General features: G+C 61.0%; 17 protein-coding genes. 4 read left to right on the top strand and 13 right to left on the bottom strand.

Going from position 1 to position 18476, the window contains the following annotated elements; genetic code table 11:
* Positions 1 to 47 precede the first annotated feature (47 nt).
* The 3 genes from OR601_RS00455 to OR601_RS00445 all read right to left on the bottom strand — a co-directional run bounded on the left by OR601_RS00455 (position 48) and on the right by OR601_RS00445 (position 2620).
* A complete protein-coding gene (locus OR601_RS00455) occupies positions 48 to 335 on the bottom strand; it encodes a PTS sugar transporter subunit IIB (RefSeq protein WP_136011677.1) in 288 nt (95 codons plus the stop codon).
* A 230-nt stretch (positions 336 to 565) separates the two neighbouring features.
* On the bottom strand, positions 566 to 1987 hold the full coding sequence (locus OR601_RS00450) for a PTS ascorbate transporter subunit IIC (protein ID WP_265591809.1): 1422 nt from the start codon (positions 1985 to 1987) through the stop codon (positions 566 to 568).
* Between the two features lie 165 nt (positions 1988 to 2152).
* Positions 2153 to 2620 (bottom strand): PTS sugar transporter subunit IIA, encoded by a 468-nt coding sequence (locus OR601_RS00445; protein ID WP_136011679.1) that lies wholly within the window; start codon positions 2618 to 2620, stop codon positions 2153 to 2155.
* A 348-nt stretch (positions 2621 to 2968) separates the two neighbouring features.
* On the opposite strand from OR601_RS00445, the gene OR601_RS00440 reads away from it, so the two are divergent.
* Entirely contained in the window at positions 2969 to 3793 is an 825-nt protein-coding gene (locus OR601_RS00440; RefSeq protein WP_265591808.1) for a DeoR/GlpR family DNA-binding transcription regulator, read from the top strand.
* 752 nt (positions 3794 to 4545) lie between these two features.
* Here OR601_RS00440 and OR601_RS00435 read toward each other — a convergent pair.
* The 4 genes from OR601_RS00435 to OR601_RS00420 all read right to left on the bottom strand — a co-directional run bounded on the left by OR601_RS00435 (position 4546) and on the right by OR601_RS00420 (position 7974).
* Positions 4546 to 4983 (bottom strand): HIT family protein, encoded by a 438-nt coding sequence (locus OR601_RS00435; RefSeq protein WP_265591807.1) that lies wholly within the window; start codon positions 4981 to 4983, stop codon positions 4546 to 4548.
* Between the two features lie 71 nt (positions 4984 to 5054).
* On the bottom strand, positions 5055 to 6131 hold the full coding sequence (locus OR601_RS00430; protein WP_265591806.1) for an MFS transporter: 1077 nt from the start codon (positions 6129 to 6131) through the stop codon (positions 5055 to 5057).
* A 92-nt stretch (positions 6132 to 6223) separates the two neighbouring features.
* A complete protein-coding gene (locus OR601_RS00425; RefSeq protein ID WP_265591805.1) occupies positions 6224 to 7174 on the bottom strand; it encodes a C-terminal binding protein in 951 nt (316 codons plus the stop codon).
* 38 nt (positions 7175 to 7212) lie between these two features.
* Positions 7213 to 7974, bottom strand: a complete 762-nt coding sequence (locus tag OR601_RS00420) for an SDR family NAD(P)-dependent oxidoreductase (RefSeq protein WP_265591804.1) — start codon at positions 7972 to 7974, stop codon at positions 7213 to 7215.
* A gap of 504 nt (positions 7975 to 8478) precedes the next feature.
* Here OR601_RS00420 and OR601_RS00415 point away from each other — a divergent pair.
* Positions 8479 to 9444: a sugar kinase gene (locus OR601_RS00415; RefSeq protein ID WP_265591803.1), complete on the top strand. Its 966-nt coding sequence runs from the start codon at positions 8479 to 8481 to the stop codon at positions 9442 to 9444.
* A gap of 4 nt (positions 9445 to 9448) precedes the next feature.
* Positions 9449 to 10102, top strand: a complete 654-nt coding sequence (gene eda, locus OR601_RS00410; protein WP_265591802.1) for a bifunctional 4-hydroxy-2-oxoglutarate aldolase/2-dehydro-3-deoxy-phosphogluconate aldolase — start codon at positions 9449 to 9451, stop codon at positions 10100 to 10102.
* Positions 10103 to 10285: 183 nt separating this feature from the next.
* Here the strand turns inward: eda and OR601_RS00405 are convergent, their stop codons facing one another.
* From OR601_RS00405 to OR601_RS00395, 3 genes are all read right to left on the bottom strand, one after another.
* Complete coding sequence (locus tag OR601_RS00405) at positions 10286 to 11026, bottom strand: GntR family transcriptional regulator (RefSeq protein WP_136011689.1); 741 nt, start codon at positions 11024 to 11026, stop codon at positions 10286 to 10288.
* A complete protein-coding gene (locus tag OR601_RS00400) occupies positions 11027 to 12532 on the bottom strand; it encodes a polysaccharide deacetylase family protein (RefSeq protein WP_265591801.1) in 1506 nt (501 codons plus the stop codon).
* Between the two features lie 204 nt (positions 12533 to 12736).
* Positions 12737 to 13843 carry a PRC-barrel domain-containing protein gene (locus OR601_RS00395; protein ID WP_265591800.1) on the bottom strand — a complete coding sequence of 369 codons (1107 nt, stop codon included), beginning with the start codon at positions 13841 to 13843 and terminating at the stop codon, positions 12737 to 12739.
* Here OR601_RS00395 and OR601_RS00390 point away from each other — a divergent pair.
* Positions 13842 to 13970 (top strand): hypothetical protein, encoded by a 129-nt coding sequence (locus tag OR601_RS00390; RefSeq protein WP_265591799.1) that lies wholly within the window; start codon positions 13842 to 13844, stop codon positions 13968 to 13970. The two genes, OR601_RS00395 and OR601_RS00390, sit on opposite strands and share 2 nt — an antisense overlap.
* Positions 13971 to 14642: 672 nt before the next feature.
* On the opposite strand, the gene OR601_RS00385 is transcribed toward OR601_RS00390, so the two are convergent.
* The 3 genes from OR601_RS00385 to pgi form a co-directional block, all read right to left on the bottom strand.
* Complete coding sequence (locus tag OR601_RS00385; RefSeq protein WP_136011692.1) at positions 14643 to 15080, bottom strand: YtxH domain-containing protein; 438 nt, start codon at positions 15078 to 15080, stop codon at positions 14643 to 14645.
* Positions 15081 to 15456: 376 nt separating this feature from the next.
* Positions 15457 to 16200, bottom strand: a complete 744-nt coding sequence (locus tag OR601_RS00380; protein ID WP_265591798.1) for a cyanophycin synthetase family protein — start codon at positions 16198 to 16200, stop codon at positions 15457 to 15459.
* 389 nt (positions 16201 to 16589) lie between these two features.
* Entirely contained in the window at positions 16590 to 18287 is a 1698-nt protein-coding gene (gene pgi / locus OR601_RS00375; RefSeq protein WP_265591797.1) for a glucose-6-phosphate isomerase, read from the bottom strand.
* Positions 18288 to 18476 lie beyond the last annotated feature (189 nt).

Below are 18476 nucleotides of genomic sequence, written 5' to 3'. Positions count from 1 at the left end.
AATCCAGGGGCTTCTCTCGAGCCCCTGGGCGCGAGTGGGCCAAGCGCCTACTCGGCGTCGAACTTCTCCTGGAGCTTGGTCTTGAGCTCGTCCTTGTCAACGATGTTGACCAGGATGACCTTCTGCTCCTCGGGGATGTCGGTGACAAAGTTCTCGAGGTCGCGGCCAATGACAAACAGGTCGGCAGCGCCGGGGACCACGTCAGAGATGGTGGTGTGATCCACGGAGACGTCGGTCTTGCCAAGATCGCGCAGGACATCGTCGATGTTCATCTGCACCATGAGACTGGAGCCCAGGCCGGAGCCGCAAGCGCACATAATCTTCTTGATAGCCATAATGGATCCTTTCGATGAGGCGCCTTGACGGCGCGTGGGCGTACGGTTCCGATGATGAACCTCGGAGATGCCCAAGGTGTGAGAAAACCAAGGAAAACACGCCAAAAGCCTCAAGAGTGCCTTAAAAGGCTTGTTGAGCCTCTTGGCGCAAAAGAAGTGGTGGAGCGAGGAGGAGGTTGGAGGGTCCTCGCCCCACCGGAGAAAAGCGACGTGACGCTAGATCGCAGAGCTTAGGCAGCAGCGTCTTCCTTCTTGGGCTTGGGAGCCACGAAGTTGTAGACGATGGGGGCCAGGAAGCACACGATGCAGATGACCAGGAGAGGCCAGCCGGGGCAGATCTGAGCCAGGTTGCCGAAGCAGATGCCCAGGATGGAGAAGTCGAAGTCAGAGAAGGTGGCGGAGGTGAAGCCAAGGCCGGTGAAGACGGGCATGCAGATGGCCGGCAGGAAGGTGATGAGCAAGCCGTGCACGAAGGAGCCGGCAACGCAGCCCTTCACGCCGCCGCGGGCGTTACCAAAGACGCCGGCGGTAGCACCGCAGAAGAAGTGAGGAACAACACCGGGGAGGATGAGGGCCACGGGCACGAGGGAGGCATTGATGACGCCCAGGATGCCGAGGCCGACGATGCCACCTACGAAGGAGGTGAGGAAGCCGATGATCACGGCGTTAGGAGCATAGGGGAAGGCGACAGGGCAGTCGATGGCGGGGATGGCGCCAGGGACCAGCTTGGAAGCGATGCCCTTGAAGGCGGGGACGATCTCGCCAACGACCAGACGCACGCCGGAGAGGATGATGTAGACGCCGCCGGCGAAGGACATGCCGGAGGTCAGGGCCCACACGATCCAGTTGGTGCGGGTCTCGGTGCCAACGTTCAGCAGCTCGTTGAGGTACTGGAACTGGGTGGGGTCGGCATCCAGGATGCCGCGGCCCACGGCCACGCCGGTGACGACCAGGAAGAACACCATCATGGTGATGGAGATGGAGACCACGGTGTCACGCAGGAAGGTAAGGCGCTTGGGGAAGTTGATGGACTCGGTGGAGGTGCTGCCCTCGAAGAAGTGGCCGATCCAGCCGGAGATGGCGTAGCCGATGCCGCCGAAGTGGCCCAGAGCGATGGAGTCGGTCTTGGTCACCTTGCGGAAGGTGAACTGGCAGAAGAAGGGGGAGAGCACCATGATGAGGCCGAGCACGCAGGCGCCGGCGATGTACAGAGGCCAACCAGAGAGGCCGCCCACGGAGAACACGACGGCGAGCATGCAGGCCATGTACAGGGTGTGGTGACCGGTCAGGAAGATGTAGGGCATACGGGAGAAGCGGGCGAGCACGATGTTGAGCACCATGCCCAGGGCCATGATGATGGCCGAAGCCTGGCCGAAGTCAGTGAGGGCCATGGAGACCACGGCCTCGTTGTTGGGAACCACGCCCTGCATGGAGAAGGCGTAGTTGAACAGCTCACCAAAGGCGAGCAGGGAGCCGCTCTGCAGGAATGCTGCACCAGCGGAGAGCACCAGGAAACCAACGATGGTTTTGATGGTGCCGCTTACGACGTCCTCCACGGGCTTCTTCTGAAGCACGAGACCGAGGAGGGAGAGAAGACCAACGAGGATAGCCGGGGTCGACAGAATGTTGATGATAAAGTCGAGCACTGCCATGGTCTATCTCCTTTCTGTTTGCTTGGAAGGCTGCGCCTTCTTCTTTACCTATGCGCGCCAGCCCGCGGGCTGGATAGTGCCTAGCTTGGTGCAAGGGTTTCTCGGCACGTTCTTCTGCGTGTCCCTGCCGAGAAACGCTCGCCCTCACCTCAAGAGCTCGGAGAGCTACTCGCCAGCCTTCTCGGCGTCGGCGACAAAGTCGTCGTAGACCTCATCGGCGGTCTTGGCGGTAGCGATCTTCTCGATGGTGTCAGGATTGGAGAACATGACTGCCAGCTCCTTCATGACCTCCAGGTGAGAGTTGGCATCGGTCGCGGCCAGGGTGACCAGGACGCGCACGCCGGGGCCCTCGGGCTTGAAGAAGACCGGCTCGCGCATGACGGTGACCGAAAGCTGGGTCTTGAGGGCACCCTGCTCGGGGCGGGCGTGAAGCAGTGCCAAATCGGGGCAGATCACGAAGTAGGGGCCAAACTCGTTGGCGTTGTCGATGATGCCCTCGGCGTAACGGGGAGCCACGAAGCCGTTGTCGATCAGCGGGGTGCAAGCGATGACGACGGCCTCCTCCCAAGAGTCAGCGCCTTCCCAGATTTGGACGTTCTCGCGCTTGAGCATGGACGCGATTGCTTTGGCCATAGCGCTCCTTTCCTAAAAAGCTACTGAACGTCGGACAACCAGAGAATGCCACATTTCCTGTTTTGCACGACGTCTTTTCCTGATTTTTCCTGTTTTGTCCCTTCAGCGGTAGAGTTTCTGGGGTAAACGGCAAAACCAGGAAATGACGACCCAGAAATAGCCCTCTTGGTATTAAATACATACTAGGAAATCTAGTTTTTTCCGCTTTACTCCCCCAATAAAAGCCCGTCAGCCTCCTGCTGCGGGCGCCAGGCCCTCCAACCCGGTCGTGCGACGCAGCTGCTTTAGGAGCGCGTCATCTGCACACTCCCCCAACCCTGTCCAACGCGTGAAACGAGGTGACTCCTTGTGTTCCCCAACGAACGCCGAGAAGGTATTCTTGCTTATCTTGAAACACAGGGACGAGTAACCGTCGAAGAACTCGCTGAACTGTTCGATATTTCGGTAGACAGCATTCGCAAGGATCTCAAAGCCCTCTCCAAACAGGGGCTCCTAAAACGCGTCTATGGCGGAGCCATTCGCATAGACCGCGAGGCAGAAGCCCCTACGCCCTCCGACATCGCCGCTGCCGCCTCTGCCGCGCGCATCATTCCCGAGCCCACGGCGACCATTGGGACGTCGGCAGACCCGGCCAAAGAGGAGAGCCGGCGGCAGGTGGCCTCCCGCGCCTATATGGAGATCAACGACGGGGACGCCATCTTCTTAGACGTCTCCGAGACCTCCCGCCATATCGCCGAGATGCTGGCTGCCGGCGACAAGCGCTGCATCGTCACCACCAACATGATCGACGTCCCCGCCATCCTGGCCAAAAACCCTCTGGTCACAGCCCTGGTAACCGGCGGCTACCTCTCACCCGACATGCGCGGGTTCACCGGCCCCACCACCATCAGCCTGTTGGAGCCCCTGCTCTTTGAGAAGGCGTTTATCTCCTGCGCCGGCATCAGCCTGCCCAAACGCTCGGTGACCTGCGACACCATGGAAAGCGGCCAGGTCAAGCAGCGCGCCATCGAGAACGCCACCTACAAGTTCCTCTTGGCCGAGCACTCCAAGTTCGACTTCCACGCCGGCTACCGCTTCGCCTCGCTCACCGACTTCACCGCCGTCATCACCGACACCACCGACGTCAGCCTCCTGGGCGACATCGCCGCCATGGGTGTCCCGGCCCTGTTCTAACGCGCGCAGCAGCTGCGGGGTCTTTCCGCCACGCCCCACGCCACAGCGCGCTAGGTGCCAACTACCCTCGAAACCCTAGAAGCCGAGAAACCCCCAGCCTCCTTAAGCTGCGGGTTTCTCGGCTTCTTGTGTGATATGGGACGCCGGGGCGTCTGCGCGCTCGAACGTAGTCCCTATGACGTATTTACAGCTATAGGAATAGTCGCTATCCGTTATCTGGGTGACGATTAGCAGCTCTCTCGCTTACGCCCAACGCAAGCACTTTGCCTGTTGAGCCGGTGATTGCGAAATTTGCTTGTTGCGCACCGCTAGGTGCAAATCCACCCCCAGTAACAAGAGGCGAAGGCATAAGCAGTGCGCCCACAAGAAGGACTCCTACAAATCGCCACTGTGACCCAACTTCTTTGCCGAATGCCCATAGCAGCTCCTTCTTGCGAAGTCCCCTTATTTTGATTATCACATATCCTTAATTATTCGACAACTATATTGTTCTTATCGAGGTTGTTCCCTGGGAATTATTTACAAGTGCTGGCACCATAAAACTCACTATCAAAGACTAGGTGCGCCACCCTATCCTTCTTCAGGCTTGCTTACAAGCGCTGTCGGCAAGTCTGTACCTCTCAGATCGGCTTGACCACCGGGATTAGGCCCGGAACACCCCCCTCTGTCTGCATACGCATGCGAAAAGCCGGCCGCCTCGCAAGGCAGGCCGGCTCAGCAGACGGGCCATGTTGTGAGACTGGGCAGAAACGTCAGTCCTCCAGCGCGGCAAGGATCTTCTTGCCCAGCTCGTCATACTCGGCTTGCGTGAGGGCCACGCGGCCGGGATTCATGGCGAAGACGTCGCCCCACTCGTAGTCGTCATCGGAGTACTTGGGCACCAGGTGGAAATGCAGATGGTGCATGAGGTCGCCGTAGGCGCCAAAGTTGATCTTCTGGGGCGCGAAGGCCTTGTGCAGGGCGGCGGCCACGCGACGCACGTCGGCCATGTAGGCCAGGGCCTCTTCCTCAGAGAGGTCGGAGATGTCGTCCACGTGCTGCTTGGCGGCTACGATAACGCGGCCCGGATGACTCTGCTCCTTGAAGAGGATCAGGTTGGAATTATCCAGCTCAGCCAGGGGAATGCCGTAGGCATTCATGAGGCTAGGGTCGTCCCAGGTCATGCAATAGGCACAGGTTTCGTCTTTCATGAGATCCTCCTTCGCGAGGATGATTGGAGTTAAATGCTGCCGAGAAACCCTACTCGGCCTTTGCGCCCGCTTTAGCCAGCTTGAGGCGGGCAACCTTGGAGCGATGAGCGTTCAAGATCAGGGAATCTGCCAGACCCAGTACGCCAAAGCACGCCATCACGACAAGCACGGTGGCCAGAGAGCCCACCGCCTGCACCAGCACGCCGGAGCCCATGGAGCCCACCAGGGCGGCAAAGATGCCGTAGGAGTTGACCACTGCCAGGTTCTCGGCGAAGTTGGCCTGACCCCAGACCTTGCGCACCACAAAGGCCATGGTGACGATGACGGCGCCCCAGGCCAGAGCCGATGTTCACAAAGCCAATGACAAAGGCGGCGGTGACGGCGTCGGCGCCCAGGCTGGTGGGAAACTCGCGGCCGATGCCGGTGGTCGCCATACCCACCGCACCCAGCAAGAACATCCACAGGTAGAAGAAGTAGAACGTGGGGTCGCGGAACAGCTCGTGGGTGGGCACGTCCTTGGTGCCGGCGGCGTTGCCGGCGTTGTCGCCCATGGCTTTGGAAGCAGGAAGCTGAGCAGCCTCCTCAGGCGAGGGCATGTGGATGACGATAGAGCTGGCAAACACCAGGCCCGAGAAGATCACCGCCATGGCCACGAACACGATTCGCCAGTCCATGACGGTGTAGAGCTGCGTGAGCACGGGGCCCAGCACGAAGCCGCCCAGGCCGTAGCCCATGAGGCAGACGCCTTGGGCCATGCCGGTCTTGTCTGGGTACCAGGCGGTGATCGTAGGCACGATGACGTTGTAGACGAAGCCGATGCCCACCGAGGCAATGACGCCGTAGGTGCACCAGACCGCAGGAAGGCTGGCAGCACCGTCTACCAAAGCAGAGCCAATGAAGCCCACCAGCAAGAACGCGATGGCCACGGTCATTACAAAGCGCACGTTGTGGCGCTTCAGGAGCTTGCCTGCCACCAGATTGCCAATGGTGAAAGAGATCATGGACAGGGCAAAGATCACCGTCATGCCGGAGACCGACCAGTCAAACTGGGCTTTGAGGGGCGCCATGACCACTGAGTAGCCGTAGATGAGGCCTAAAAACAGCAGCGTGATGGTGCCCACTATCAAAATGGGGATGCGCTTGCGCATAAGGTCCCTCCTTTAGGGGAGTCATGCATAGGCGTCACGCGCCCTGCGAGCCAGGGAGACTGCACCCCCCTGCAGCTCGCAGGCTTTGCGCACTATGCCAGATGGTTCACGGGATAGCGGATAGGCTTGCCGGTTGCGAAGGCCACAGCCTCCTCGGCCACTTTGGAGTTGAGCTCGTCTGCGGCCTCCTCGGAGTACCAAGCCATGTGAGGGGTGACCAGCAGGTTGTCATGGGCAAAGAGAGGGTTGCCGGGCTCCACAGGCTCGTTGTCCATGCAGTCCAGGGCAGCGCCGGCGATCTGGCCCTCGTTCAAGGCCACTTCGAGATCGGCCTCGTTCACGATGCCGCCGCGGGCCACGTTGATGAGGTAGGCGGTATTCTTCATGCGGGCGAAGGCGTCCTTGTTGAACATGTCCATGGCATGCTCAGGCGGGCAGTGCACAGAGATCACGTCGGCATTTGCCATAAGCTCGTCCAGCTCCACTTGCTTCACAAAGGCAAAGTCGTCGCCGGGGGTGAAGTAAGGGTCATAGCCAATGACCTTCATGCCCAGGGCATGGGCGCGCTTGGCAAACTCGCGGCCGATGCGGCCTAGGCCAATGACGCCGCAGGTGAGGTCGGAAAGGCGATGGATGGGCATGGACTTGGTGTAGTCCCAGCCCACATGCTTGGTGTACTCGTTCATGTACACCACCTTGCGCAGCAGCGCCATCATGAGGGCGATGGCTTGGTCTGCCACTTCGTTCATGCCGTAGTCCGGCACGTTCTCCACCTGCACGCCGTGCTCGGTGCAGGCCTCGACGTCCACATTGTTCACACCCACGCCATAGCGCACCACGAGCTTGAGGTTGGGCAGGGCCTCTACCACCTTGCGGGTGATAGGCGCGTACTGGTTGAGGAAGATCTCGCCGTCGGCACAGCGCTCGATGACGTCGTCCTCGGTGACGCATTGCTCCAGGCGAAAGGGAACGCCCGCAGCATCGAGGATGGCCTTCTCGGTATCGATATTGGCGTGATCGTTGTCAGTGATGATGACCTGCATGATGTAAGGGCTCCTTCAAATATCTATGGCAATTGACACTATTTGACCAGGTAGCCGCCGTCTACAGGAATCACCGCGCCATTCAGATAGTCAGAGGCGGCGGAGGCCAGGAAAATGGCGGCGCCTTTCATGTCGTCGCCGGTGCCCCAACGGTGGGCCGGGATGCGGTCGGTGATCTCCTTGTAGCGGGGATTGGTGGGGTCGGTGAGGGCGGTGTTCATGTCGGTGTCCATGTAGCCGGGTGCGATGGCGTTTACATTGATGCCCTTGGAGGCCCACTCGTTGCACAGGGCCTTGGTGAGCTGCGCGACGGCGCCCTTGGATGCGGCGTAGGCGGGCACAGTGAAGCCGCCAAAGAAGGTGAGCATGGAAGCCAGGTTGATGATCTTGCCGTGGCCCTGGGCGATGAAGGTGTTGCCGGCCAGCTGGCAGAGCTCGAAGGTGGCGTTGAGGTTCACGTTGATGACCCAGTCCCAGTCCTCAAAGGGGAACTCCTCGGAGGGGTGACGGGCCTGCACGCCGGCGCAGTTCACCAGGATGTCCAGGCCGCCCATCTCGCGCACAGCCTCGTCATAGGCCTCCTTGCAGGCCACGCGGTCGCCAATGTCCACGATGATGCCGCGGCAATCGAAGCCCTTGGCGCAAAACTCGGCGGCCACGGTCTTCGTCGACTCGCCGGTGCCAAAAATAGTCACTGCCGCGCCGGCCTCCATGAGGCCCTCGGCGATGCCGCGACCCAGGCCGCGCGTGCCTCCGGTGACGATGGCCTTCTTGCCGGAAAGATCGAAAAGGGAAGTCATCTGTTCCTCCTTAGAGTGGGGGCCGCACCTGCGGTCCTGCATGAAGTGGCAAGAGCCTGGCGTGTGTGAGAGACGTCCCAACATCTATATGCCGAGAAACCCTTACGCCTGAGGTTGCCTCCCTTGGGTGGGCTGCAACACCTTTTGGCTCCTAGTTGGCCGCGGGCGATGTGCCGTTGGTCCGTTGGCTAGTTATATATTTCTATCTGGGAGCCCTTAGGTGTCTTTCAGGCGGCAGACGGTGGTATTTCAGTGGCGAGCGGTAGTTCAAGATGTGCTTAGAAAGCGTCATGGAAATAGATTATGCAGTATTTTTTCTATATTTACCTGCGAATATCTTAGTATAGATCGCATTTTCCACAGCGTTTTCAGCTGACTCAATCCTTCGTGGAAATGCGCTCTATAGCACAAAAGTTGGGCATTGTGCTCCTCAAGCTCTTCCAGGCGTGGAAATATATATCTCAATACGCCTTAGAGGCATCGTTTTGCGAAAGGAGCTATCCCATGCCCAAAAACGTCCTGCTCGTGGGAGAGCCCATGGGCTTATTCATCGCCGACAATCCCGGACCCCTAGAAGACGTCGGCAGCTACACCTTTGCCATTGCCGGAGCCGAGTTCAACGTGGCCGTGGGCCTCACCCGCCTAGGCCACGAGGCCGCCTTCCTCACCAAACTGGGCCCCGACCCCTTTGGCGCCCGCATCTTAAAGCTCATGGCAGAGATTGGCATCGACACCTCCCAGGTGATCAAGACCACCGAGCGCAACACAGGCTTCATGCTCAAGAGCCAGGTGACCTCAGGCGACCCCGAGATCTATTACTTCCGCGCCGGCTCGGCAGCCAGCACCCTGAGCCCTGAGGACCTCGTAAACGTCGATCTCTCCCAATGCGCCCTAGTGCACCTCACGGGCATTCTGCCTGCGCTTTCCGACTCCTGCCGCGCCGCCACCCTCGACCTCATGGGCCAAGCCAAAGACGCCGGCGTGGCCATCTCCTTCGACTGTAACCTGCGCCCGCAGCTTTGGCCCGACACCCAAACCATGGTGGACACCACCAACGCCCTCGCGGCCCTCTCAGACATCTTCTTGCCCGGCATCAATGAGTGCGAAGTGCTGCTGGGCACCACAGACGAGCAGGCGGCTGCCGCCCATTACCTTGAGACTGGCTCCAAGCTGGTCATCGTCAAGCTGGGCGCCAAGGGGGCTTACTGGGCCTCGGCCACAGGCGAGAGCGGTTATGTGCCCGGCTTTTATGTGGACACCATCGTGGACACCGTGGGGGCCGGCGACGGTTTTGCAGCCGGTGTCATCTCCGCCCTGCTGGAGCATGCCTCCATCCCCGAGGCCGTGCGTCGCGGCTGCGCCATAGGCGCAATCCAGCTCACCAGCCGCGGAGACAACGAGGGCTTGCCTTGCCGCGAGGCACTGGAAGCCTTCATGAATGATCCGGCCCACGCGCCCCAGGAGGCCTAAAACCATGTCCACCTATGCCACGAATCCCCAGGTCACCAACGTGCTCGACCGCCTGGAAGAGATCGCCATCATCCCGGTGATCACCATCGACAATCCGGCCTTTGCCGTGCCGCTGGCCCGCGCCCTGGTGGCCGGGGGCCTACCTGCTGCCGAAGTCACCTTTCGCACCCCCTGCGCCGCCAAGTGCATCGCCCGCATGGCCGCAGAAGTCCCCGAGCTTTTGGTAGGCGCCGGCACCGTGCTGGATGTACCTACCACCCAGGCCGCCCTCGAAGCGGGCGCCCGATTCATCGTGAGCCCCGGTCTGGCCGAAGACTCCGTCGCCTACTGCGTTGACCACAACGTCCCCGTGGTACCCGGCCTCTCCACCCCTTCCGAGCTCATGCGAGCCCTGCGACTAGGCGTCACCCACGTCAAGCTCTTCCCCGCCGAGCTCTCTGGCGGCACCGCCGCCCTCCACGCCATGGGCGGTCCCTTCCCCCAGGTCAAGTTCATGTGCACCGGCGGCATCAAGCCCACCAATGCGCCCGCCTACCTGGCTGCCCCCAACGTCTTTTGCGTGGGCGGCACCTGGGTCGCCCCCGCCGACGTGGTCTCCGCCGGCGACTTTGCCACCGTGGAGCGCCTGGCACGCGAGGCGTCCACCCTCATCTCTTAGCCCTCGCATCCCACCCCACGGGCACAACCCTGAGGGCCTCGGGTTTCTCGGCAGCCCCAATTTCTGCCGAGAAAAGCTTCTTCCTCACAGAAACGCACCTCCAGGTTCTGCCCCCTGGAGGCGCGTTGTTTTGTGAAGCGAGGTTATGGGACGGAGTGAGCTGGTGGCGCCGCGGGGTGGCAGTCAGACGAAGTACTCCGGGTGATCCACCATGAGGCGGTCGATGAAGCGGCGGTAGCCCTTGAGGTGGGCGTCCACCATGTCATAGATGTCGATGACAGGCACGTCACCGGTCTCCAGAATGTCGAGGATGAAGTCGTGCTCCCCTACCATGAGGCGCTCGTAGCCCAGGACCAGGCCCATGTAACGCACTCGGTCGAACTGGGCCGAGACCATGCGGTTTGCCTGCCACACCAACTCGTTTCCCGTGTGGGTGTAGAGCAGGTGGTGAAACTGGTCGTCAACTGCCACCACCTCGCGGGGGTTTGCGCCCTGGCGGGCCATGAGTTCCTGATGCTCGATGTTGGTGGCGAAGTCGGCCCGCTGCTCAGGGGTAAGGCGGCCCTGAAGCTGGGCGATGAGCAAGGGTTCCACTGCGGTGCGCGCAAAGCGACCTTGGGCATGGACCTCCATGTCGATGAGGGAGACGAAGGTGGCGCGCTTAGGGGCCACATAGACCAGATGGGCCTCGATGAGGCGCTTGATGGCCTCGTGCACTGGGGTGCGCGAGACATCTAGGCGGCTGGCCAGATCCGGCTCGCGCAGAATGGCCCCCGGCGGCATATAGAGCATCTGGATGTTGTGCAGCAGCACGCGGTAGCACCAGTCGGCCGCCTGCTCTTTGGGTTCGCGCTCCAGAAGATGCATGCAAGACGCAGCGTCGATGGACGTCTCGATGCGATGTGCTATGCCTTCAGAGCTCATTTAGGCGTCGCCCAGCTCAGTTGGCCAGACGCAGCCTTCGGGCAGCGTGGCATTGCCGGAAGCAATGTCCTGGGGCACATTGGGGTCCGAAGCCAGCAGCTCGTCGACAGTCACCAGCTTGTAGCCGTCTGCTTGCAAGCGCTCGATGATGGTGGGGAGCGCCTGCACGTCCTGCTCGCGGTTGCCGCCGCCGTCGTGCATGAGGATGATGGATCCTGGCCCGATGCCTGCCAGCGCGTTGTCCACGATGGTGGATGCGCCGGGGCGCTTCCAATCCAAGGTGTCCTGGGTCCAGAGAACCGACAGGCTCATGAGGCCGCCAGACTCAATCCAGGTGCGCTGCTTGAAGTCGCCGTAAGGCGGGCGGATGACGGTAGTCTTCACACCGGTAGCCTTATCGATCTCAGTAAAGGTGGCAGTGAGCTCTTGCTGGAGCTTCTCGGCACCTAAAAGCGGCAGTTGCTGATGGGTCTGGGTATGGCTGGCCAGCTGCATGCCCGCATCCACGATGGCTTTGGCGGTATCGGGGTAGTTGGCGATGTTGTCGCCCAGGTTGAAGAAGGTGGCCTTGGCGTCGTAGCGCTTGAGGATGTCCAGGTACTGCTGGGTGTACTCGGAAGGGCCGTCGTCGAAGGTAAGCGCCACAAGCTTCTCGCCGTTGGCCGGCTCCACCATGCGGGCCGCGATGATGCAGTTTTGCACCTCTTGCTTGACATCGCCCTGGGCGGTCTCGCCGGAGCGCTTGCCGGTGCGCATCTCGATTTGGCCCACCTTGCCCCACTGCTTGACATAAGAGACCGAGCCCCACGCGCCCTCCATAACCAGCTTGGGCTGCTCTTCGACGATTTGGGAGTCGTACTCCTCTGTGGTGTCGGTACCGTCGACCAGGGTGAGGTCTTCGCCTCCCTGAATGCGGTAGGAGCCAGCCTCCTGGGGAGCCATGTCTTGGTCACCCAGCTTGGCCGAATAGGCGTTGCCCGCACCCTGCTCAAGCACATCGCCCTTGACGCTCAAGAGATCGCCGGGGGCGTAGGAGAGCCCCTTGTCGCGCATGAGCTGGTCGATGGTGGTACCCACCTTGACGGTGGCCTCCTGGCCGTTGAGGTTGAAAGTCACATTGCGGTTGAACCAGGCCAGCGCTGCCATGCCGCCGATGGCGGCGAAGATAAGGACGATGACCAGGATGGCCCGGTTGCGCTTTTGTTTTGATATTTTATGCTTGCCGCCGCCCACCTCACGCACCGGCTTGAAGCCATGAGCCGTGTGCCCAATGGGGGCGTCGCTGGAAAGCACCGGATTGGGAGCTGGAGCCCTGTAGCCAGTCTGAGCTGCACCTTCTTTGGAATCAAGGTAGGGATTGGCGCCCGTGTGCTGAGCTGCGGGATTGGCCTGATTGCGAGGATCTGCCCCCGGGGCTTTGACGTGCTTGGGCGCGGGATTGTCGGCGCGGTGGGAGGCCTTGTGACGACTATGATCTGCGGCGCGATGGCGTGGCTGTTGGCTCATGAATCAATCCGTTCTCATAACACGGGCGGAACCGCCCGGTAGTTCTTAGAGTAGCGCGAAGCTGTGACCAAGGCATGTGTGCCTAGTTCCAAAGGGCTTACAAAGCTGTTAGCTCTTGCCAGAAAGTGCGGCTTACAACTGGAATTTTGTACCCATTAGGGATAAAGGATTGCCCTGGGGACCTCCATGATTGCAAGTCGAGGATCACTTGCTGGCCTCATCAAACTCTTTGAGGAAGCTCTTGAACATGCCTTTGGTGCGCCCCAGCTGCTTGCCCACAGCCTTGGCGGCCTTGTCTGCCGTGGTGGCCTGCGGGGCTGCCTTCTTTTTTCCGGCGGACGCGCCGAGGCCGGAAGGCTTAGAGGCCTCCGGCTTAGTGCCGGGGGCCTTAGGCGTCGCAGCTGCTCTGGCCTTGCTGTCCTTAGAAGAGGCGCCAGCGCGAGCGGGCGAGGGCTTCTCGGCAGAAGAAGTTTTGGAAGCCGAGGCAGGCGCATAGGTAGGGGGAGTGGGCGTCTGGGTCTCACCGGAGAGCTTTTGAGGCGCGGGCGGCTTTTCCACCTGCACGTCCAGAGCTTTAGCAGGGGCGGCGGGAGCCTCTTCCTCGTCGTCTGCCAGGGCTTCTGATAAGGAACGCTTGGCAGAGCCCAACGCGCGGCCCAGGGCGAAGGATCCCTTGTCCAGGGCGTCGCCGGCCACTTTACCTGCTTTAGCCGCGGCTTTTTTGCCAGCCACCTGAGCCTGGCCAAAACCCTCGCCAGCCTTGGCCATGATGCCGCCGGTGAGCTGGACCTGGGCGGCCTCGGGCTTCACCACCATAGTGCCTTTGGAGTAGCCCACCAAAAGGTTGGCCGGCAGGGGCACAGAGCCTACCAGCGTGGCGGCCATGGCGCCGTCGGTGACATAGAGCGTGCCGAGGGCGCCTGTCTTCCAATCGAAGGAGCAGTCGGCCACGTAGCCCAGCGAAGCGCCGTCCTGGGACACCACGTCCATGCCGCCCCAGATGATGCATTTATCCAAATCGAGACGGAGCGCCTTGGCAGCGGCTTCGTCGGTAGGGGTGCCGTCCTTGATGAGGAGGCCGCCCTCGAAGGTGGTAAAGCCGCTAAGGGGTACGAAGAGATCCTCGCGCTTAATCATGCCAGCCACGTCCGGGCGCTTGACCAGGAGCCCCACGACCTGAAGCCCATCAGGAGAAAAGACCAGGTTGTGGACCTTGCCTATGCGCTTGGGAGCAGCGGGGGTGCCGTCGGTGCGCGTCTTTTTGGAGGCAGGCCGGGGCTGAAAAACCTTCTGACCTATAAGCTGTTCCATGGTTAACATTTCTACATCCAAAGTCTCGGCGTGGTGCCGCTATTCTACCGTGACCGTGCAGAGTGCGGCGCGCTCAGGAACGCTTTTGGGCGAGATTCACGGCGACGTCCACGGCCGTGAAATTTAGGGAGATGTAGGCCGCAGGCTTGCGGGCGGCAGCCTGGGCAGAAAGCGTGCGATGAGCCTGGGGCTTGCGGGTCCGGGAACTCTCGATTTAGAGGCGGCGACCGGGGGGGGGTGCCAATATATGACATTTGATTAGTGGATTCACGCTCCACCGAGCTTTCGCGACCTGGGGTTTTGTGAACTCAAGTTTGGATTTAAGCCCGAACGCACGCCTAATGCCCCTAAAACCTACCAATCAAATTAGTTACTGTTGAACATAGGCCATCGATGACGCGCATCTGGCTACCTGAGGGCCGTTTAGCGCCATACCCTAAGAAACCTACTCGCTTCATGGGATTAGCTACGTGGATTCACGTAGCTAATGTTTTTCGCGACCTGGAGTTTTAGGTTTCACTACGTGAATTCACGTAGTGAAACCGCCAAATTGGCTCCAAAATCCACGTAGCAAAACAGTCTCAGCAGTCCGGCCAGCCATACCAGCCCTACCAACCCTACCGGCTCGCAGCTCCACCAACCCTCGCCACCAAAAAGCCCGAGGCACCGGCAGGTGACTCGGGCTTTGCAGCTCGCACTAAAAACCGTAGCTCAGCGGATCGTCGCTCGACCTAACGCCGTAGCCTTGGGCAGCCGCAGCCTAGCGGCAAATCCCAGCCCAGCGGCTCGCCGGAAAGGCCTAGCCCTCGACGGGCTCCACCTTGGCATCCACGGGCTTCTCGGCAGGAGCAGGGGTGGCAGCGGAAGCGGGAGCTGCGGCCTCTGCCTGTTGGGCGACGTTGTTGAGGGCGTCCTGGACGCTGGCCGAAGCCTGGTTCACAGAGTCAGACAGCGAAGAGCGCAGCTGATCCATGCGCTCGCGAGCCAGATCGACCTTGGCGCGCAGCTCGTCAGTCTTGGCAGAGACGGCAGGAGACACGTTGTTGAGCTTGCTGGCTACCTGGTCGGCGCCCTTCTCATAGGCGTCGACAGCCTTGTCCCATACATCATTCATGGAATCTGCCGCCATGGCGCGGGTCTCTTCGCCAGAGCGCGGGGCCAGCAGCAGGCCGCACACCGCGCCGATACCAGCACCCACCACGGCGCCAAACACAAACCCAAGTCCACCCTTAGCCATCATATCCTCCTTGTGTGCCGCCCTCCGAAGAGGCGAATTAGGTGCAGACCCGCTCATGCAGGCCGCCCTGCGGTCTTTGATCACGCATCTCTACTAACGATGACGCACTCACTCGGCTACGTCCACTTCACTGATGCACTTGTATACCCAGTTTAGCCAGGGCCTCTCCTACGCCTTTTTAGGTTGGGCGTCTTTTAGAAAATTCCCTCAATTACCAAAAGCACCTTCACTGCTCGCGCAGCGCCCACCTCACGACTGCATCACGCCATTCGCGCTGTGTCCAAGATACTCTGGCAGCAGCAGGGCCTCGCTTGCGCCACTTCGCCTTGTCGAGAAACCCGCGCCCTCAGCTGCTGGCACCCCATTGGGAAAAGCGCTAGTCCATGTCTTGGGGATCCTGAGTTGCAGCTGGCGCACGGTCGATGACCATCTCTGCGGTCTCCGTGGCCGAAGGGACAGCCTCCGCCTGAGCCTCAACGACCTCTGCGGGTTGCGGAACCTCGGGCGCCTGCGGGGCCTCTGGCATCTGCGGCGCTTCCTGGTCCTGGGCGGCTTCATCCAGCTCGGCGACAGTATCGATTTCTGCCTCGTCCACCGGCTCGATGGCGGCGTCCTCAGACGTCTCAGCATCGTCTTCCGGCGACGCGAAGGCCGCCTGGGTGAGGTCCACCAAGCCCTGGACGATAGCGGGAACGTTGGGCTCGGTGTCGGGATTGGCGCCGCTATAGGCCCACTGCAAGATCCAGGCTGCCGAGGAAAGCGCCCCCGCCACCAACACGTCGTCAGGGCAGGCTAACGTGACGGTGTAGGTGCGATCCACATCTGTTGGAGCCGTGCGCCCGTGACTCATATCGCCCGCCATGTTGGTTTGAGCCAAAAGCTCCAGGGTGACATGCTCCAGCAGATGGGCCAGCTCCGTGTCTCCCATAGCGTCCTGGAAAGTGGTGCCGGCGTCACCTAGGCAGGCATGGTTGGCGATCTCTGGCATGAGCCAGTAGACATGGGCAGTGGCCTCTACATCCTCCGAGGTCATGAGGGGTGCGCCATCAGCGATGCGCACGGTTGCGATGAGATCTCTAGGCCCTATGACCACCTGCTGGATATCGATAAGCTGCGCCACGGCCGGCCTCCTGCCTGAATGCGCCCTCACGGGCTCATGGTTGAGTTCATTGTCCTCATTCTAACAGGGGCACTGGGGGCGCCTGCGACCCACAAAATATCTCACCTAAGAAGCCAAGAACCCTGTTGCCGTTGGTGACAACAGGGTTCTATAAGCGCAGGGCCGCGCAGGGCCGCAAGGGCCGGCTCTAAGAACTCCAAAGAGCAAAGAGGTTACCCTTTGCAGCACTGGAAAAAGCTGCTGCATATGCTACATTAATGCGTTACTAAAGTAGCATTTTCTACCACGTTAGTAACACTATTTGTAGCCAACGCAGTAAGTTTTCAGAGGGGCGCAAACCCCTCTTTGCCGGCCGCATTTACGCGCACCAGCAGCACGTCGCACGGCACCTACCACACGCGATTCTCGCGGTAGAACCCAATGAGGCTCTGGGTGGAAGCGTCCTGCTCGGCCAGAGCGGCGTCGGACTCAGAGAGTGCCGGGGTAATCTGCTTGGCCAGCTGCTTGCCCAGCTCAACGCCCCACTGGTCGTAGGAGTCGATGCCCCAGACGGCGCCTTCCACAAAGGTAATGTGCTCGTAGATGGCAATGAGCTCGCCCAGGGAGAAGGGAGTCAGCGCCACGCCAAAAATGGAGGTGGTAGGACGGTTGCCTTCAAAGACGCGGGCGGGGACGATCTGTTCGGGAGTGCCCTCGGCGCGCACCTCGTCGGCCGTCTTGCCAAAGGCCAAGGCCTTGGTCTGAGCCAAGAAGTTGCCCAAGAAAAGCTCCTGGACGTCCTGGTCGCCGTCGCGGGTGGGGTTGGGGGTGTTCACAAAAGCGATGAAGTCGGCAGGGATCATCGAGGTGCCCTGGTGCAGCAGCTGATAGAAGGCGTGCTGGCCGTTGGTGCCCGGCTCGCCCCAGAACACCTCGCCAGTGTGGCAGGTGACGGGGGTGCCGTCCCAGCGCACGGACTTGCCGTTGGATTCCATGGTGAGCTGCTGAAGGTAGGCCGGGAAGCGGGAGAGGTACTGGTTGTAGGGCAGCACGGCGTGGCTGTAGCTCTTGAAGAAGTCCACGTACCACACGTTCATGAGACCCATGAGGGCGATGGCGTTCTGGCGCAGCGGAGTGTTGGCAAAGTAGCGGTCCATGGCGTTCATGCCTGCCAGGAAGTCCTGGAAGTTGGAGGGACCGAGGACCACGGCCAGGATGGTGCCCACCGCGGAGTCCACCGAGTAGCGGCCGCCCACCCAATTCCAGAAGCCAAAGGCGTTGGCGGGGTCGATGCCAAACTCCTCCACCAGCTTGAGGTTGGTGGACACGGCTACAAAGTGCTTGGACACGGCGTCTTTGCAAGAGGCCTCGGAGCCGTCGATGGCGCCGGTCTCGGCCAGCTTGTCCAGCAGCCAGGTGCGGGCCTCACGGGCGTTGGTGATGGTCTCCAGAGTGGTGAAGGTCTTGGACACCACGATGAACATGGTGGTCTCAGGATCCAGGCCGGCCACCTTCATGGCCAGGTCGTTGGGATCGATGTTGGAGATGAAGCGGGCAGAAATGCCTGCGTCGGCATAGGCCTCCAGGGCCTGATAGGCCATGGCCGGACCCAGGTCAGAGCCGCCGATGCCAATGTTCACCACGGTCTTGATGGCCTTGCCAGTAACGCCTTTCCACTCACCGGAGCGGACCTTCTCGGCAAAGTCGTAGATACGGCCCAGGGTCTCGTGCACGTCTGCCACGGCATCCTGGCCGTCCACCATAAGGGTGCCTGCCTCAGAGGCAGGGCGGCGCAGCGCGGTGTGGAGGACGGCGCGGTCCTCGGTGGTGTTGATGTGCTCGCCCGCCAGCATGGCCGAGAAGCGCTCGCGCACGCCCACTGCCTCGCCCAGGTTGGCCAGAAGATCCAAGGTCTTGGAGGTCACTAGGTTTTTAGAGAGGTCGAAGCGCAGGTCCTCGACGTCAAAGGTCATGGAAGGCACGCGCTCGGGATCGGCGGCGAACCAGTCCTTGAGGGAGATGCCCTCCTTTTGAAGCTCGTCAAAGTGCGCTTGCAGGGCCGCCCACTCGGGGGTGGCAACGGCGTCGATAGGCTTGCCAACTGCCATGAATGTTCCCTTCTCCTTCTGGGCGCCGCGACGCTGCCGCAAGCTCCCTTCTCGCGGGGTGCAAGGCCCTCAATTGCGAGGCTCGCCCCCATGGCGAACTGTTTCGCCTCTATGACCTTCAATCTACTCCACGGCGGGACACGCGGCGGCCAACTCGGCAGTCACTGCGGTTTCTACAGATGTGAAACG

Source organism: Leptogranulimonas caecicola (genome assembly GCF_023168405.1).
In the GTDB taxonomy this organism is placed as follows: domain Bacteria; phylum Actinomycetota; class Coriobacteriia; order Coriobacteriales; family Atopobiaceae; genus Leptogranulimonas; species Leptogranulimonas caecicola.
The sequence above is the reverse complement of the archived record's forward strand: the minus strand, read 5'-3'. Positions and strand labels throughout refer to the sequence as shown.

What these genes read in the sequence shown, in the direction of transcription:
- OR601_RS00405 (WP_136011689.1), bottom strand. Translation starts at nt 11,026, where the DNA reads ATGAGCTCTGAAGGCATAGCACATCGCATCGAGACGTCCATCGACGCT.
- OR601_RS00395 (WP_265591800.1), bottom strand. Translation starts at nt 13,843, where the DNA reads ATGGAACAGCTTATAGGTCAGAAGGTTTTTCAGCCCCGGCCTGCCTCC.
- OR601_RS00430 (WP_265591806.1), bottom strand. Translation starts at nt 6,131, where the DNA reads ATGCGCAAGCGCATCCCCATTTTGATAGTGGGCACCATCACGCTGCTG.
- OR601_RS00390 (WP_265591799.1), top strand. Translation starts at nt 13,842, where the DNA reads ATGGTTAACATTTCTACATCCAAAGTCTCGGCGTGGTGCCGCTATTCT.
- OR601_RS00445 (WP_136011679.1), bottom strand. Translation starts at nt 2,620, where the DNA reads ATGGCCAAAGCAATCGCGTCCATGCTCAAGCGCGAGAACGTCCAAATC.
- OR601_RS00420 (WP_265591804.1), bottom strand. Translation starts at nt 7,974, where the DNA reads ATGACTTCCCTTTTCGATCTTTCCGGCAAGAAGGCCATCGTCACCGGA.
- pgi (WP_265591797.1), bottom strand. Translation starts at nt 18,287, where the DNA reads ATGGCAGTTGGCAAGCCTATCGACGCCGTTGCCACCCCCGAGTGGGCG.
- OR601_RS00425 (WP_265591805.1), bottom strand. Translation starts at nt 7,174, where the DNA reads ATGCAGGTCATCATCACTGACAACGATCACGCCAATATCGATACCGAG.
- OR601_RS00385 (WP_136011692.1), bottom strand. Translation starts at nt 15,080, where the DNA reads ATGGCTAAGGGTGGACTTGGGTTTGTGTTTGGCGCCGTGGTGGGTGCT.
- OR601_RS00415 (WP_265591803.1), top strand. Translation starts at nt 8,479, where the DNA reads ATGCCCAAAAACGTCCTGCTCGTGGGAGAGCCCATGGGCTTATTCATC.
- eda (WP_265591802.1), top strand. Translation starts at nt 9,449, where the DNA reads ATGTCCACCTATGCCACGAATCCCCAGGTCACCAACGTGCTCGACCGC.
- OR601_RS00400 (WP_265591801.1), bottom strand. Translation starts at nt 12,532, where the DNA reads ATGAGCCAACAGCCACGCCATCGCGCCGCAGATCATAGTCGTCACAAG.
- OR601_RS00455 (WP_136011677.1), bottom strand. Translation starts at nt 335, where the DNA reads ATGGCTATCAAGAAGATTATGTGCGCTTGCGGCTCCGGCCTGGGCTCC.
- OR601_RS00450 (WP_265591809.1), bottom strand. Translation starts at nt 1,987, where the DNA reads ATGGCAGTGCTCGACTTTATCATCAACATTCTGTCGACCCCGGCTATC.
- OR601_RS00435 (WP_265591807.1), bottom strand. Translation starts at nt 4,983, where the DNA reads ATGAAAGACGAAACCTGTGCCTATTGCATGACCTGGGACGACCCTAGC.